The organism is Rhodopseudomonas palustris (genome assembly GCF_034479375.1).
Classification (GTDB): Bacteria; Pseudomonadota; Alphaproteobacteria; order Rhizobiales; family Xanthobacteraceae; genus Rhodopseudomonas; species Rhodopseudomonas palustris_M.
On sequence record NZ_CP140155.1, the window covers coordinates 3,624,699 to 3,638,424 of the forward strand.

A 13,726-nucleotide genomic window follows, 5' to 3' on the forward strand; every position below is an offset into this window, starting at 1 on the left:
GCAAAGTTCGGGCAAACTTCAGGCAGCAGCCGCCAGCCCGACCATGCGCCGAACCTCCTCCGGACTCACGCCCGCCGCCCGCAAGTCGCGCAGCCCGGTCGCGCCGGTCGACTTCGACAGCTTGCGCCCCTCGGCATCCCGCAGGAGCGGATGGTGCCGATATACCGGAGCCGGTAGATCGAGCAGAATCTGGAGCAGGCGGTGCACGCTGGTCGACCAGAACAGGTCGGCGCCGCGGACCACTTCGGTCACCCCCTGCAGCGCGTCGTCGATCACCACCGAGAGGTGATAGCTGGTGGACGTCTCCTTGCGGGCGATCACGACGTCGCCCCAGGCCTCGGGTTGCGCCGCGACCAAACCGGTCTCGCCGTCGGGGCCGTGGCCGAGCTCGTGCCAGCTCAACTCATCAGTCAATGCGCCGGCGATCTCGCAGGCGGCTTCCATGTCGAGCCGGAGCGCATAGGGCACGCCGGAGGCGATCAGTAGCGCGCGTTGCTCCGCATCGAGATGCTTGCCCGAGCCGGGATACAGCGGCGCGCCGTCGGGATCGCGGGGCCACGGCGCGACCTCGTCCTTCGCCGCGACCAGCCGGGCGATCTCGGCGCGGCTGTCGAACGCCGGATACACCAGCCCGCGCGCCGCGAGGCGATCGACCGCGTCGCGATACAAATCGAGGTGATCGGACTGCCGCCGCACCGCCGGTTCCCAGGCGATGCCGAGCCAGGCCAGATCCTGATAGATCGCCGCTTCATAGTCCGGCCGGCAGCGCGTCGCGTCGATGTCCTCGATCCGCAGCAGCAGCCGGCCGCCGCCAGCCTTCGCCAGGTCGGCGTTGAGCAGCGCCGAATAAGCGTGGCCGAGGTGCAGAAAGCCGTTCGGGCTCGGGGCGAATCGGAAAACGGGTGGCATTGGTCTCGGCGCGTGTCATTGCCGGGCTTGACCCGGCAATCCATCCAACATGAGACTTGTTACGTCTTGGATGGATGCCCGGGTCAAGCCCGGGCATGACGACAGAGCAAATGAAACTGGCCCGATGACCATCCATCTCGACACCCAGGCCGACCTCGAGGCCGCGATCACCACGCTGGTGAAGCAGGACGCGCGGCTGCGGCCGGTGCTGAAAACGGCCGGGATGCCGGCGCTGCGGCGACGTGATCCCGGCTTCAAGGGCCTCGCCGCGATCGTCTGCGGCCAGCAATTGTCGGTGGCGAGCGCGGCGGCGATCTGGGGCCGGGTCGGCGCGGCGTTCGATCCGTTCGACCACGCCGCGATCAAGCGCGCGCGCAGCGACCGGCTCGGCCGGCTCGGCCTGTCGGCGGCGAAGATCAAGACGCTGAAGGCGCTGGCCAGGGAACTGCACGCCGAACGGCTCAATCTCGACGTGCTCGCCAATGAGGACGCCGACATCGCCCACGCCACGCTGACCGCGCTGCACGGCATCGGGCCGTGGACCGCCGACATTTATCTGCTGTTCTGTCTCGGCCATGGCGACGCCTGGCCGGCCGGCGATCTCGCCGTGCAGGAGGCGATGCGGATCGGCCTCGGCCTGAAGGCGCGGCCGACCGTCAAGCAGATGGCGCCGCTCGCCGAATCCTGGCGCCCGCTGCGCGGCGCCGCGGCGCATCTGTGGTGGGCATACTACCACGCGGTGAAGAAGCGCGAGGGCGTGATTGCGGGGAAGGCGACGACGTAGCAGACCCGTAGCCGGCATGAGCGAAGCGACATGCAGGAACCGCGGCGCTCCGCAGACCCGGGTCTCGCTGCGCTCACCCGGGCTACCCGCTTGCATCGAGTAGTACCGGTGAAGATGTATTGGACAACTGCATGGCAGCTACATCACTGGCGCGGCCTGCGCGAACACCGGCCGCTGCTTTATCGGAATGGCGCGCGAAGGCGAGTTATTTCAAGAATACCAGCAAGCGAATCACCATTGCGCATACCAAACCGACTCCGCGACCTCAGTCGGACATTTTCACTGCTGCCTAGTTGGCTGCTTGCGACTGATCCTCGGATCTGTGAATCAACCTGTGCTTGATGCCAAGGTTCATTTCCAATGAATCGCGCAGCTTAAGTAACATTGACCAAGCGTGCGCGCCGTCAACATCACAACGTTGCTTCAGCGCTTCGATAAGGCTGTTAAGTTCTGCCGCCCTTGGGGAAAGCCAATTGACCTCCTCTTGCGTAAGACCTATCGCCCCGATGGGCCCAGACATCACCGCACCGAAACGTTCCAATACCTTAGTCCTCATCTGTCCGTACAAATTAGACAAGGCAACGGTGCTGTTGTGTAGTTCATCAAGTGCGGCGATTTCGTTGAACAGTTTATCGTCAATCGAAAGGAGAAGCGCCATTTCCTCGGGGGCAAAATGAACCTCATCCGGCCCGCCGACTATCGGCTGGACAATTTGCCATGGGGCCCCTTCAAATCGATGCTGCTCCGCTTGATCAAAGCAACTCTGAATAGCTTTACCTAGATTTTCCAAGCTGGAAGATAGCTTTATCATTTTGAAAAGGAGCGAGTAGCCTCTTGCTTTCCGCAACTCGAGTTTATCTTCGTCTCGTTGCCTTTTCGCCGCATCTAAGTTTCTTTTCTGAATGCTAAAGGACACAACAGCGCTAACTGTAGCGCCAACAATTGATCCGCCGAAGGCGGTGAGAAGCGTCCACCATGTGGCCGTCGTTCCCGGATCAGCTGCCACAACTGCATCCTCTCTCTTTTCTCGCTCTGGTTGATTACAGGCGTGTGCATGGACAAGGCAAGGGTCATCGTATCGTCGTGACCTCATACTCCCCACATGATCGTCCTTCTCAGATCCGCCCCCGCTGCTGAAGAGCAGATGGCGTGCGCGCCGACCGGCTCGGCCGGCTCGGCCTGTCGGCGGCAAAGATCAAGACGCTGAAGGCGCTGGCCAAGGAACTGCACGCCGAACGGCTCAATCTCGACGTGCTCGCCAATGAGGACGCCGACATCGCCCACGCCACGCTGACCGCGCTGCACGGCATCGGGCCGTGGACCGCCGACATCTATCTGCTGTTTTGTCTCGGCCATGGCGACGCCTGGCCGGCCGGCGATCTCGCCGTGCAGGAGGCGATGCGGATCGGCCTCGGCCTGAAGGCGCGACCGACCATCAAGCAGATGGCGCCGCTCGCCGAACCCTGGCGCCCACTGCGCGGCGCCGCGGCGCATCTGTGGTGGGCCTACTACCACGCAGTGAAGAAGCGCGAGGGCGTGATCGCCGGGAAGGCAAAAACGGCGACGAAAGCGTAGTTCAGACAACGCGCCTGCAACGACTCGTCATGCCCGGCCTCGTGCCGGGCATCCACGTCCTGCACTACCCACGGCAAAGACGTGGATGGCCGGGACGAGCCCGGCCATGACGACGTCGGACTCGAGACGCGGGGGAACGGCGTCCCTCACACGGGACTACTCATCGTACGGCCCCCTCGTCCCCAAACGACAAGGCGCGCCGGCGTTGCCGCCGACGCGCCCCTCGTAAACTCGCTGGTTCCCAGGCGCCGGGGCGCCCTGGCCGAGCGGACCTCGAGAGGTCAGATCAGCGGGCGGCCCCAACGAGGTGACAGCGTTTCGAGTGAGACACTGGATCACCTCCTTTCGTTGTTTTCAGGAATTGAAAGAATAGGAATGATTCTCGGGATTGAAAAGCCCCCGCTGCGACGTTTTCGCGCCGGGGCCGATCGCGGAACGGCGGCCGCGATCCGCCGTTGTCCCTGCTCACAGGGAGAGATCACCATGAACCCGGAAAAGAGCGAAACCGTCAGCCTGATCGGCAGCGACAAGGTGCAGGGAACCGCGGTGTACGGCGCCGACGGCGAGAAGATCGGCAGCGTCGAGCGGGTGATGATCGAGAAGGTCAGCGGCAAGGTGTCCTACGCGGTTCTGAGCTTCGGCGGCTTCCTCGGCATCGGCGACGATCACTATCCGCTGCCCTGGCCGTCGCTGAAGTACAATGTCGAGCTCGGCGGCTACCAGACCATGATCACCATCGACCAGCTCGAGCGCGCGCCCAAATACGACCGCGAGGCGGAATATGATTGGCGCGGCGCCCGCAAGGTCGACGATTATTACGGCGTGGCGCTGACGTAGCGCCGTCGCGATCTCCGGATGCAGGCGCATCCGGCCAGTCACAGAAGGCGGGTCGCAATCATGCGGCCCGCCTTTTTTGCCTTTTGCTTCTGCCTTTTGGCCGACGCGCTCCCCGGCCGACGCGGACCGCGATGCCGGGCCACGCCTCCAGGCCGGGTGCCGATGGATACCATCCGCTTTCGTCGATGTTCTTTACCCGGTCTTAGTTCCCGATCGTCAAACTAACGGCCGGCATCAGCGCGAGAGAATTCGCGACCTGCGGGGGCCGGATATGCAGAAGCTACTTGACACCCGTCACGCCCGGCGCGTGCTACGCCGCTTCGGGCGCGATCGCTCGGGCAATATCGCGGTGATCTTCGCGATCGCCCTGCTGCCGACCCTGGGCTTTCTGGGCGCGGCGATCGACTACGCGATGGCGAACCGGATCCGCGCCAAGCTGCAGTCGGCCCAGGACGCGGCGGTGCTGCTGGCGGTCAGCCACTCGTCGATCAAGCGCACCACCGAGCAGGCCAAGGCCGACGCCGTCCAATTCTTCAACGCCACGCTCGACGCCTACGGCCTGAGCGCGACGATCAAGCTCGACGTCACCGAGAGCGACGGCAAGCGCAGCGCGAGCTCGGAGTTCACCTCGACGGTGAAGACCCAGTTCCTCAATCTGCTCGGCTATCCGACGCTGGCGATCGGCAACCGCTCGACCTCGACGGCGTCGCTGCCGATCTACCAGGACTTCTATCTACTGCTCGACAATTCGCCGTCGATGGGGGTCGCCGCGACCAATTCCGACATCGCCACGATGGTGGCGAACACGTCGGACAAATGCGCGTTCGCCTGTCACGACCTGTCGAATTCGAACGACTACTACAAACTCGCCAAGAAGCTCGGCGTCAAGATGCGGATCGACGTGGTCCGGCAGGCGGTACAGCAGCTCACCACCACGGCGACGCTGATGAGCGCGGTGAACAATCAGTTCCGGATGGCGGTCTACACCTTCGGAAGCTCCTGCGCCTCGCTCGGGCTGACGACGGTGGCCAACCTGTCGTCCAGCATGTCGAGCGTGCAGACCTCCGCCAGCGCGATCGACCTGATGACGATCCCGAAGCAGAACTACAACAACGACCAGTGCACCGATTTCGACGGCACGCTGGCGGCGATGAATACGACGATCCCGTCGTCCGGCACCGGGACCGCGGAGCAGCCGCAGAAATGGCTGTTCTTCGTCTCCGACGGCGTCGCCGACGCCTACTATCCGTCGACCTGCACCCGCCCCACCGTGAGCGGCGGCCGCTGCCAGGAGCCGCTGACGGTCGCGCAATGCAAGGTGATGAAGGACCGCGGCATCCAGATCGCGGTGCTGTACACCACCTACTTGGCGCTGCCGACCAACGACTGGTACAACCAGCACATCGCGCCGTTCAATCCGGGCCCCTACGGCCCGTCGACCAACAGCCAGATCGCCGCCAAAATGCAGGCCTGCGCCTCGCCGGGGTTCTACTTCGAAGTCAGCCCGACCCAGGGCATCTCGGAGGCGATGGACGCGCTGTTCAAGAAGGCGGTGGCGAAGGCGCGGCTGAGCAGCTAGCGAAACCCACGCGACGGACGGCCTTCGGACGGGAGGGTGGGCAAAGGCGCTGTTGCGCCGTGCCCACGCGTGACACAAAACGACGCGTCGACGTCGGCGTGGGCACGGCGCTGCGCGCCTTCTGCCTACCCTACGAAGTACCGGAATCGCGTGCGCATCCCCGCAAGGGGGAGGGGAGCAGCGGCCTCATCGCTTCGCCCCAACTACACCACCGGCTCCGGCGCGCGGCCGACGATGACGCCTTCGTGGCCGCGCAGGTCGAGGGTTGCGCCGACGCGTTCGCCGGTGCGATCCATCGCGGTCGACAGCAGCACCTCGCCATCGAGCCCGAACGCATCGGACGCCGCCGACACCGGCGCGGCGCCGAGATTGAGCGCGATCAGCACCGACTCGCCCTGATGATATCGGCGATACAGCAACAGATCGCCCTGCACCGCGAGCGGCTGATAATCGCCGAGCGACAATTGCGGTCGGGCGCGGCGCAGCCGCAGCAGCGCGCGATACAGGCTGAGGATCGACTGCGCGTCGGCGCGCAGATTGGCGACGTTGTCCTGCGCGGCGTCGGGCGCCAGCGGCAGCCACGGTTTCACATCGCTGAAGCCGGCATTCGGCGAGGCGTCCCACGGCATCGGCGTGCGGCAGCCGTCACGGCCGACCCCGATGCCCGGCACGTTCTTCTCGAACGGGTCCTGCACGTCCTGCGGCGCGATCTCGACCTGCTCCATGCCGAGTTCGTCGCCGTAATACAGCGTCGGCGTGCCGCGCAGCGTCAGCAGCAGCATCGCGGCGATTCGAGCCTGCGCGGCGCCGACGCGGCTCGCGACGCGGGGACGGTCGTGATTGCCCAGCACCCAGTTCGGCCACGCGCCCGCCGGCAGCGCCGCCTCGTAGCGCGCGATCAGCGCGGCGATGTCCTGCGCGCGCCACGGCGTCGACAGCAGCGCGAAATTGAACGGCAGATGCGCGCCCTTGAGCCCGGGTCCGTAGTACGCGACCAGCCGCTCGATCGGCAGATAGATCTCGCCGATCAACAGGCGCTGATCGAATTCGTCGAGCACCGCGCGCATTTCGGCGACGATCTCCTGCGTCTCCGGCCGGTCGGCGGAATACTCCGTCAGCAACGCTGCGTGCGGCGGCATGCCGGGCCTGAAATCCGGATTGGGCGGGTTGTCGCGCAACTGATCGTCCTTGATCAGGTGCCAGATCACGTCGACGCGGAAGCCGTCGACGCCCTTCCGGAGCCAGAACCGCATCGCATCGTAGATCGCCGCGCGCACCTGCTGATTGCGCCAGTTGAGGTCCGGCTGCTGCGCGAGGAACGCGTGGTAATAGTACTGCCCGGTGGTTTCGTCGAAGGTCCAGCCGCTGCCGCCGAATTCCGACAGCCAGTTGGTCGGCGGACCGCCGTCCGGCGCAGGGTCTCGCCACAGATACCAGTCGCGCTTCGGATTGTCGCGCGAGGCGCGGCTCTCGACGAACCACGGGTGCTGGTCGGACGAGTGGTTCGGCACCAGATCGAGGATCACCTTGAGCCCGCGCGCATGCGCGATCAGCACCAGCGCGTCGAAATCCTCCATCGTGCCGAAGATCGGATCGATCCCCACATAGTCGGCGACGTCGTAGCCGAAATCCGCCATCGGCGACGGAAACACCGGCGACAGCCAGAGCGCGTCGACGCCGAGGTCGGACAGATGATCGAGCCGGTCGATGATGCCGCGCAGATCGCCGATGCCGTCGGCATTGCTGTCCTGAAACGAGCGCGGATAGATCTGGTACAGCACGCCGGCCGCCCACCAGGACGGGGTGGTCACATCGGTCATCGGTTGTCCTTCTCGGGTCTCGCGTTCACAGACGCCCGAAGCCGCCAGCTTGTTCCGGCGGCGGCTGGTTTCGCTTCGCACAAGCATGCGTCAGCGCCGTGAAGGCGGAGGCTGCGTTCAGCTCTCCCTTGGGGAGACGACCGCATCGGGCGTTCGAAGGTCGGGGCAATGAGCGATTCGGCATTGCCTGTCCGCATGTCGTCCCCGCGCAGGCGGGGACCCATACGCCGCAGCGTCTCGATTGGAATCCGGTGGCAGAGGCCTTGCTCCGCTCGGGAAGCCAGGGGCTATGGGTCCCCGCCTGCGCGGGGGACGACGCGTCGCGGAGGCAGCGGCCGAACATTTGATCCATATCCGATCGCCGCGCAGCGCCTCGCGTCGCCCTCTCGCGCATGGACTGCCGCCGCCGAGCACCGCTCTGTATCAATCTACCATTCGCGCCGATCGCCACGCTTGTCGGCGGCAAATCACCGCGCTTTGACTAGCGATCGTTCACCGACCACTTACTTAGTCTTGTGCGACGCGTTGTCACCGGTAAGTTGATGCCTGAATTGGCTTGCCGCAGCGCGAAAATGTGCGAGATTGGGAACTGGGCCGGTGCCGCAGAATTGTCGGTAAACACTGAGATTCCGCCGCACGCTCATTGGTATCGAGGAAGGTAAGCATGACGCAAATTGTGAAACTGTACGACGATGCGAAGAAGGCCCAGGCGGCCGTCGCCGAGCTCAAAGCGGCCTCGTTCGACAACGCCGAACTCACCACCAACAAAGACGGTAGCGTGGTAAGCGTCGACCCGCCGTTCGGAAAGGGCGGCCAGGCCGAAGCGATTCTCAACCGCCATGGTCCGAGCAACGCCGCCGTGTCCGGATATGCCCGGACGTCATCGTCTGGAAACCTGACAGGCGCGCCGCGCCTGACCGACTCGCGCACCACCCTGGGCGGCATCTTCCCGGAGCTGACCAGCCCGAACTTCTTCCTGTCCTCGATGTTCGGCCCGCTGCTGTCGTCGTCGCAGAAGCCGATGTCGTCGCTGGCGTCGAGCCAGAAGCCGTGGTCGTCGCTCACCTCCAGCCAGAAGCCGTTCTCGCAGCTCGCGGCCAATCAGAACGGATCGGCCAAGCTGATCAACGATCCGACGCCGTTCTCCTCGATGCTCGGCCTGCCGGTGCTGCTCGGCCGCTGAATCAACTGCTGCAAAGACGAACCGATCATCAGCGCCGGGCCATCGCCCGGCGCTTTTGATTCGCGCCGACGCGGGTCGTGTCCAGAATCCGCTTGCGACCGCCTCCCGCTTGCGGAATCAATCAGTTCCAAAAGGGGGGTGAAGATGCGCGTGGCTCCTGCCGAGCGATCCGGGCGGACAGCATGGCTGGTCACAGCCGGCCGCCGGATTCGGCCGCGACAGCCGCGGACGGCTTCGTTCGCACCGGGCGCCGCCGATGCTTGAACTCAGCATCTTCGCCGTGATCACGCTGGCCGTCGTCTACTGGATGGCGCTGTGGCTGATGGGCCGGCGCGAGGACGTGCTGTACGGATCGTTCGTCTCGCCACCGCAGGGCGCCGCGCAGGATCAGCAGGCGGAGCCGATCGGCCCGGCGCTGTCGCCGCCGATACTGTCGCCGCCGATACTGTCGCCGCAATGGCCGCCGGAACTGCCGCGCCGCCCGCGCCTCGCGACGTCCGTGCCGCGCTCGGTCGATCCTACCGCACTGCAGCACACCGCGTCCGCAGCTCGGGCGACCGCCGAGCCGCCGCCCGGCGACGTGCTGGCGTCGCTGTTGGAAACCATCAAGCGCGACCTCAGCGAGGCCGCCGGCAAGGACCCGACCAAGTAGCGACTTGCCCAAGTAGCGACTTGCCTAATTAACGACTTGCCCAAGCAACAACTCGGGGCATCGCCCCGGCCGAAGTCGGATCCGGGACAGGCCGGATCGGATCGTCGTCGGCTCGGCTGTCAGGTCGTGCCGTGCGGCTGCTGCGGCCCGGCGCTGTGCGGGTGGTCGCCCTCGTGCCCGGCGAAGATCACCACGCCGAACAGGATCACAACGGTGGACAGCGCGGCGGCAGCCAGCAGCAGAATGTCGTAGGTCATCATGGTCGTATTCCCCCTGCACCCGATGCAGTGGGGACAGCATCACGCCGCCTTCGGAGCGCAGCGTTGATGCCGATCAATTCGGCGTCGCCTTCGCTGCGACGCCCGGGCGCCGCTTCGCCGCCGATTCCGCACCCGGATCGTCAGATGATCGCCCGGTCCCAGCCGCCATAATGCTGATCGCTGCGCGCGCCGCGCGGCAGGCTGAGACCGATCAGCGCCAGGCCGATCGCGATCTGGACGATGCCGCCCGCCGTTCCGCCGTCGAGCAGGAACGGCGCGGCGACCAGCCAGGCACCGAGCCCGACATTGAGGAAGCGCACCGGGCGCACGACCTCGGCCAGAGCCGTGACGGCGATCAGCACGACCAGGCAACCGGTGATGTGATCGCTGAAGGACAGCGGCGGCCGGGTATCGAGGAGCAGCGGCGATGCGACCAGCACGACGCCGAGACCGATACTGGCGAGCAGCGTCCACGGGAAGGTCACGCCGCCGACGACGAAATCCCTCAGGATCTCGCCGATCGGACGGTCGAGATCGGGCGCGGGCGTCTGGTCCTGCGACAACGCCGGACCGCCCATCCAGAAGGTGCGCCAGAACGGCTCGCCGGCCCTGGTGGCGCGCCAGAGATACTGCACGCTCGCCAGCACCTCGTCGACCGAATAGGGAATCAGGATCACGGTGACGACCGCCTGAATGATACAGAGCGTGCACAGCGCGCCGATCAGCGGCGGCTGGATGATGATGAAGGTGACGCTGACCACGCCGAGCGGAATGATCAGCAGGCCGAACAGAAACACCATCCATGGCATGGTGCGCCAGCGGCGGCGGTCGCCGATCGAGCCGGCGAGAATGTCGAGCGCGTAGGCGAAGGCGCCGAGGCCGGCATCCGCGATCGGGAAGCCCTTCGACACCCACGACGTCACCACCGCCTCGCTGCCGTTGCGAACCGGCGCGTCGCCCGGACCGAAGAACGGGTCCCACAGCGAGTCGATGTGGCCCATCTGATAGGCGGCCAGATAGCGCGAGACGAACAGCCCGACGAAGGCCAGCGCGACGATCGGAATGCGCTGGGTGAAGGTCGACGGCGAGTAGCTCCAGCCGAGCGGACGATCGTCATCGGCGGCCAACGCCCGCCGGCTGACGCCGGCCGGCGGCGGGATCAGCACCGCGAGGGCGACCACCAGCATGCCGACCAGCGTATCGAGGCCGTAGGCGGCGGCGCTCGTCGTCCAGAACAGCAGCGGCGCCAACATCACCCAGAGCCCGACGGCCGCGGTCGCCCACTGCATCCAGCGCCGCTCGCGGGCGAGGCTCGCGAGCGCCATCACGGTGATCAGCAGCCCGGAGACGATCTCGCTGATGCCGAGCCTGGCGTTGCGGGTCTGGGCATCCGCCACCTCGTGGCCGAGCGCAGGCGGCGCGGCCGCCGTGACGGCGTCGAACAGGCCGAGCGTCATCGGCGACGTGATCAGCCACAGCCCGAGCGCGGCATTCGTCAGCGGCGCCCACAGCGTCCAGGCGCGATGCCGATCGACGGCTTCGTCGACCTGCGCCGGGCTCAGCTCGAGCGGCTGCTTCAGCCGCTCCTGTGCCTGGTCGAGTTCCGGCTCCGACGCGGCCACGGCCGGGGCTTCGAGCTTGTTGATCTCGTACCAGCGGGTCGGATCCTGTTTCAGCCGGCGGATCATCTCCGGCAGCGTGTCGACCAGCCGATGCGCCGGCTTCCAGCCGAGCAGCGCGCGGGCGCGCGACGCGTCGATCTCGTAGTGATCGTCGGAATTCTCGATCATCCAGGGCTTGATGTCGGTGTCCTGATCGAGCACCTCGGTCTGCACCCAGGCGCCCGCTTTGGTGAGGCCCTTGTTCAGGCTGAGCGTGCGCCACTCCTCGTCGTGCACCAGGCGGCCGATGCGCTTCTGCATCTCCTGATAAGACGGCGTCTCCTCCTCGCCGATCAGCAGCGTCGTCTCGTCCGGAAGATCGCAGCGGCGATCGACCGTGCGCACGATCGCGTCGACCAGATCGTCTTTGTGCAGATAGGGCTGCCCGGCGGAGAGATCGCCGGTGAACAGATAGGCGGTCGGCAGCCGCTCGAAGATGCGGGAGATCTGCTGCGCGATGAACGCCGCGCGGCAATCCTCGTCATAGACACCGGCCAGCCGCAAAATCACGGTCCGCGTATCGCCGCGTTGCTGCGCGATCAGCCGTTCGGTGTCGGCCTTGGATTGCGGATAGGCCCAGGCGGGACGGATCGGCGAATCCTCGTCGACGCGCACGCCCTTGTCGGGGCTCGGCGCATGCACCAGCAAGGTGCTGGAGAAGATGAATTGCCCGGCGCCGACCGTCTTCAGCGCGCGCAGGAGCCGCGCCGTGCCCTCGACCGTGACCGACTGATATCTGGGATCGTCCTCGCCGGTCGTGTCGTAGTAGGCGGCCAGATGCACCACCGAGGCGATGGTCCCGCCCGCCCGCTTCGTCGCCTCATTCACGGCGCTGTCGACGCTCTCGTCCGAGGTGAGGTCGATCTCGACGGTCTCCATCCCCTCGACGGGATGCTTCGCCGGCATCAGGTCCAGACCGATCACCCGGTAGCGTTTCTGCAGACCCTTGGCGATGGCCTGACCGAGAAACCCGCTGCTGCCGGTGATGAGGACGGTGGGGCGCTTGGAGGAATCCTTCGGCATCGGCATCCTTCGGATCGACGGAGGGTGTCGTTCGATGCCGACCCGGGGCTGGACGATGCCGACATCGGCGTTGCGGCGCGAAGCGCGATCGCGCCGTGGCCTTCCGCAGTCCAAGCACCGATCTCCGCATCCGTTCCGGGGTGCGGTTTTTGATCGCAGATGAATGACCGATCGGGAAGTTGGGGTGGCGGCCTGGGATCGCCGCGCGCGCGGTTGCACCGCTCGGCTGCGCGGCGCAACGCCCGGGCCGTCGCGGAGGCCGGGCCGATCCCGCAATCCGCCGTCTTCAGGCCCGCAGCCGCTCCGCCGCAGGGCTCGCCGAACGATCGTGAAGACGGGGGTGGGCCGGGTCGCTCGGGTTCACGCCGGTCAAGGCGACGTGCACCATTCTCATTCGCGCCGCAGATCGGGGCGCGTCGATTCTCAGCGCGTCGCGGATGCGGACGCCGACACGCGCAGCGGCGCGGCGCCGCTGCTCAGCCCCAGCTTTCCGGACTCCGCCAGTTCGCGCAGCCGATTGCGCGCCCACACGCGCATCGCCCGGTCCGAGCGAAGTTCAGCAAGACTGCTCTGATCGATCTGATCGATCCGGTCCGACTCGTGTTGATTGTTCCGACCCGCCATCAACTTTCCTCCTGTGTGAACCCGGCTCATCGCCGCGCGTCGAGCAGCACGCCTGCTTCGTTGTGACGTGCGACTGCGACCGACTCCTTGCACTGATTCACCCCGAAATGGCGGTACAATTCGGGCGCGCTCATCCTGAATAATTCCAAACTGCGAACTAACTCGAATGGCGCGGGGATCGTCATGAACGTTGCGATCACAAAGTACCAACTGATCGCCGGAAGTGATCGCTGGTTTGATTTGAATCAATGCAAACGCAATCGAGAATACGTCGGCAGCGTCACCGCCGATGGCGACGCGTCGCGATTCGCAACGCTCCCGCGAGGCGTGTCGACCAATGCACGTCGCGAACCTGTTCCCGGGCGGCGGCGCGCACGGATCAGGGCCGCGCCTCTTCGACTGAGGCGCTTTCAACTCGGGTTGCAAGCTGAGGGCTGGCGGACGGCTGGAGCGGGCGAAGGGAATCGAACCCTCGTATGCAGCTTGGGAAAACGATTTGTAATAAACCGTCCCAAAGGATCGCCTTAGCGCTTTGAGACACTGAGAACGCAGAATGCACGGTCGGCAGCGGTGCTGGTGCTGGTGCCGCTGATCCTGTGGCGATGCGCGTTCGTCTGCCGACATACGATCGTCACGGGCGTCGAGACCCGCAACCAAAGCCGCGAAGTCGTCCAGATGATCACGGTCAGGCTGATCGTCGCGGCACCGAAGCGAGCGCCGGCGCGTCCGGCAGGGCCGGTGGGCGCTGCGGGCCGCAGCGGGTGCACTCCGGAGGGGCCAAGCATGGCATTTTGAACGTTTTACCGTAAGGCTGATTGT

The 13,726-nt window shown here is 65.8% G+C and carries 12 protein-coding genes and 1 pseudogene; 7 read left to right on the top strand and 6 right to left on the bottom strand.

The features are described from left to right. Positions 1 to 18 precede the first annotated feature (18 nt). Entirely contained in the window at positions 19 to 909 is an 891-nt protein-coding gene (gene gluQRS, locus SR870_RS16385; RefSeq protein ID WP_322514603.1) for a tRNA glutamyl-Q(34) synthetase GluQRS, read from the bottom strand. Between the two features lie 124 nt (positions 910 to 1,033). Between gluQRS and SR870_RS16390 the strand changes: the two genes are divergently transcribed. After that, on the top strand, positions 1,034 to 1,693 hold the full coding sequence (locus tag SR870_RS16390) for a DNA-3-methyladenine glycosylase 2 family protein (protein WP_322514604.1): 660 nt from the start codon (positions 1,034 to 1,036) through the stop codon (positions 1,691 to 1,693). Between the two features lie 289 nt (positions 1,694 to 1,982). Here SR870_RS16390 and SR870_RS16395 read toward each other — a convergent pair whose 3' ends face one another. Then, a complete protein-coding gene (locus SR870_RS16395) occupies positions 1,983 to 2,699 on the bottom strand; it encodes a hypothetical protein (protein WP_322514605.1) in 717 nt (238 codons plus the stop codon). A 146-nt stretch (positions 2,700 to 2,845) separates the two neighbouring features. Between SR870_RS16395 and SR870_RS16400 the strand changes: the two are divergent. From SR870_RS16400 to SR870_RS16410, 3 genes and pseudogenes are all read left to right on the top strand, one after another. Then, positions 2,846 to 3,268: pseudogene (locus SR870_RS16400) on the top strand (DNA-3-methyladenine glycosylase family protein); the annotation flags it as partial. 483 nt (positions 3,269 to 3,751) lie between these two features. Next, positions 3,752 to 4,105: a PRC-barrel domain-containing protein gene (locus tag SR870_RS16405; RefSeq protein ID WP_322514606.1), complete on the top strand. Its 354-nt coding sequence runs from the start codon at positions 3,752 to 3,754 to the stop codon at positions 4,103 to 4,105. A 271-nt stretch (positions 4,106 to 4,376) separates the two neighbouring features. Continuing rightward, positions 4,377 to 5,684, top strand: coding sequence for a TadE/TadG family type IV pilus assembly protein (locus SR870_RS16410; RefSeq protein WP_322514607.1), 1,308 nt, complete (start codon positions 4,377 to 4,379; stop codon positions 5,682 to 5,684). 203 nt (positions 5,685 to 5,887) lie between these two features. Here SR870_RS16410 and SR870_RS16415 read toward each other — a convergent pair whose 3' ends face one another. After that, positions 5,888 to 7,504, bottom strand: a complete 1,617-nt coding sequence (locus tag SR870_RS16415) for an alpha-amylase family glycosyl hydrolase (RefSeq protein ID WP_322514608.1) — start codon at positions 7,502 to 7,504, stop codon at positions 5,888 to 5,890. A gap of 664 nt (positions 7,505 to 8,168) precedes the next feature. On the opposite strand from SR870_RS16415, the gene SR870_RS16420 reads away from it, so the two are divergent. Both SR870_RS16420 and SR870_RS16425 read left to right on the top strand, forming a co-directional pair. Next, positions 8,169 to 8,687, top strand: a complete 519-nt coding sequence (locus SR870_RS16420; protein ID WP_322514609.1) for a hypothetical protein — start codon at positions 8,169 to 8,171, stop codon at positions 8,685 to 8,687. A gap of 256 nt (positions 8,688 to 8,943) precedes the next feature. Beyond that, complete coding sequence (locus SR870_RS16425) at positions 8,944 to 9,339, top strand: hypothetical protein (RefSeq protein ID WP_322514610.1); 396 nt, start codon at positions 8,944 to 8,946, stop codon at positions 9,337 to 9,339. A 119-nt stretch (positions 9,340 to 9,458) separates the two neighbouring features. On the opposite strand, the gene SR870_RS16430 is transcribed toward SR870_RS16425, so the two are convergent. The 3 genes from SR870_RS16430 to SR870_RS16440 form a co-directional block, all read right to left on the bottom strand. Beyond that, a complete protein-coding gene (locus SR870_RS16430; RefSeq protein WP_322514611.1) occupies positions 9,459 to 9,599 on the bottom strand; it encodes a hypothetical protein in 141 nt (46 codons plus the stop codon). A 140-nt stretch (positions 9,600 to 9,739) separates the two neighbouring features. Further along, entirely contained in the window at positions 9,740 to 12,283 is a 2,544-nt protein-coding gene (locus SR870_RS16435; protein ID WP_322514612.1) for an NAD-dependent epimerase/dehydratase family protein, read from the bottom strand. A 423-nt stretch (positions 12,284 to 12,706) separates the two neighbouring features. Continuing rightward, positions 12,707 to 12,907, bottom strand: a complete 201-nt coding sequence (locus SR870_RS16440; RefSeq protein WP_322514614.1) for a hypothetical protein — start codon at positions 12,905 to 12,907, stop codon at positions 12,707 to 12,709. A 570-nt stretch (positions 12,908 to 13,477) separates the two neighbouring features. On the opposite strand from SR870_RS16440, the gene SR870_RS16445 reads away from it, so the two are divergent. Then, complete coding sequence (locus SR870_RS16445) at positions 13,478 to 13,702, top strand: hypothetical protein (RefSeq protein WP_322514615.1); 225 nt, start codon at positions 13,478 to 13,480, stop codon at positions 13,700 to 13,702. The last annotated feature ends 24 nt before the right edge of the window (positions 13,703 to 13,726 follow it).

What these genes read in the sequence shown, in the direction of transcription:
- gluQRS (WP_322514603.1), bottom strand. Translation starts at nt 909, where the DNA reads ATGCCACCCGTTTTCCGATTCGCCCCGAGCCCGAACGGCTTTCTGCAC.
- SR870_RS16390 (WP_322514604.1), top strand. Translation starts at nt 1,034, where the DNA reads ATGACCATCCATCTCGACACCCAGGCCGACCTCGAGGCCGCGATCACC.
- SR870_RS16405 (WP_322514606.1), top strand. Translation starts at nt 3,752, where the DNA reads ATGAACCCGGAAAAGAGCGAAACCGTCAGCCTGATCGGCAGCGACAAG.
- SR870_RS16410 (WP_322514607.1), top strand. Translation starts at nt 4,377, where the DNA reads ATGCAGAAGCTACTTGACACCCGTCACGCCCGGCGCGTGCTACGCCGC.
- SR870_RS16415 (WP_322514608.1), bottom strand. Translation starts at nt 7,504, where the DNA reads ATGACCGATGTGACCACCCCGTCCTGGTGGGCGGCCGGCGTGCTGTAC.
- SR870_RS16420 (WP_322514609.1), top strand. Translation starts at nt 8,169, where the DNA reads ATGACGCAAATTGTGAAACTGTACGACGATGCGAAGAAGGCCCAGGCG.
- SR870_RS16425 (WP_322514610.1), top strand. Translation starts at nt 8,944, where the DNA reads ATGCTTGAACTCAGCATCTTCGCCGTGATCACGCTGGCCGTCGTCTAC.
- SR870_RS16430 (WP_322514611.1), bottom strand. Translation starts at nt 9,599, where the DNA reads ATGATGACCTACGACATTCTGCTGCTGGCTGCCGCCGCGCTGTCCACC.
- SR870_RS16435 (WP_322514612.1), bottom strand. Translation starts at nt 12,283, where the DNA reads ATGCCGAAGGATTCCTCCAAGCGCCCCACCGTCCTCATCACCGGCAGC.
- SR870_RS16440 (WP_322514614.1), bottom strand. Translation starts at nt 12,907, where the DNA reads ATGGCGGGTCGGAACAATCAACACGAGTCGGACCGGATCGATCAGATC.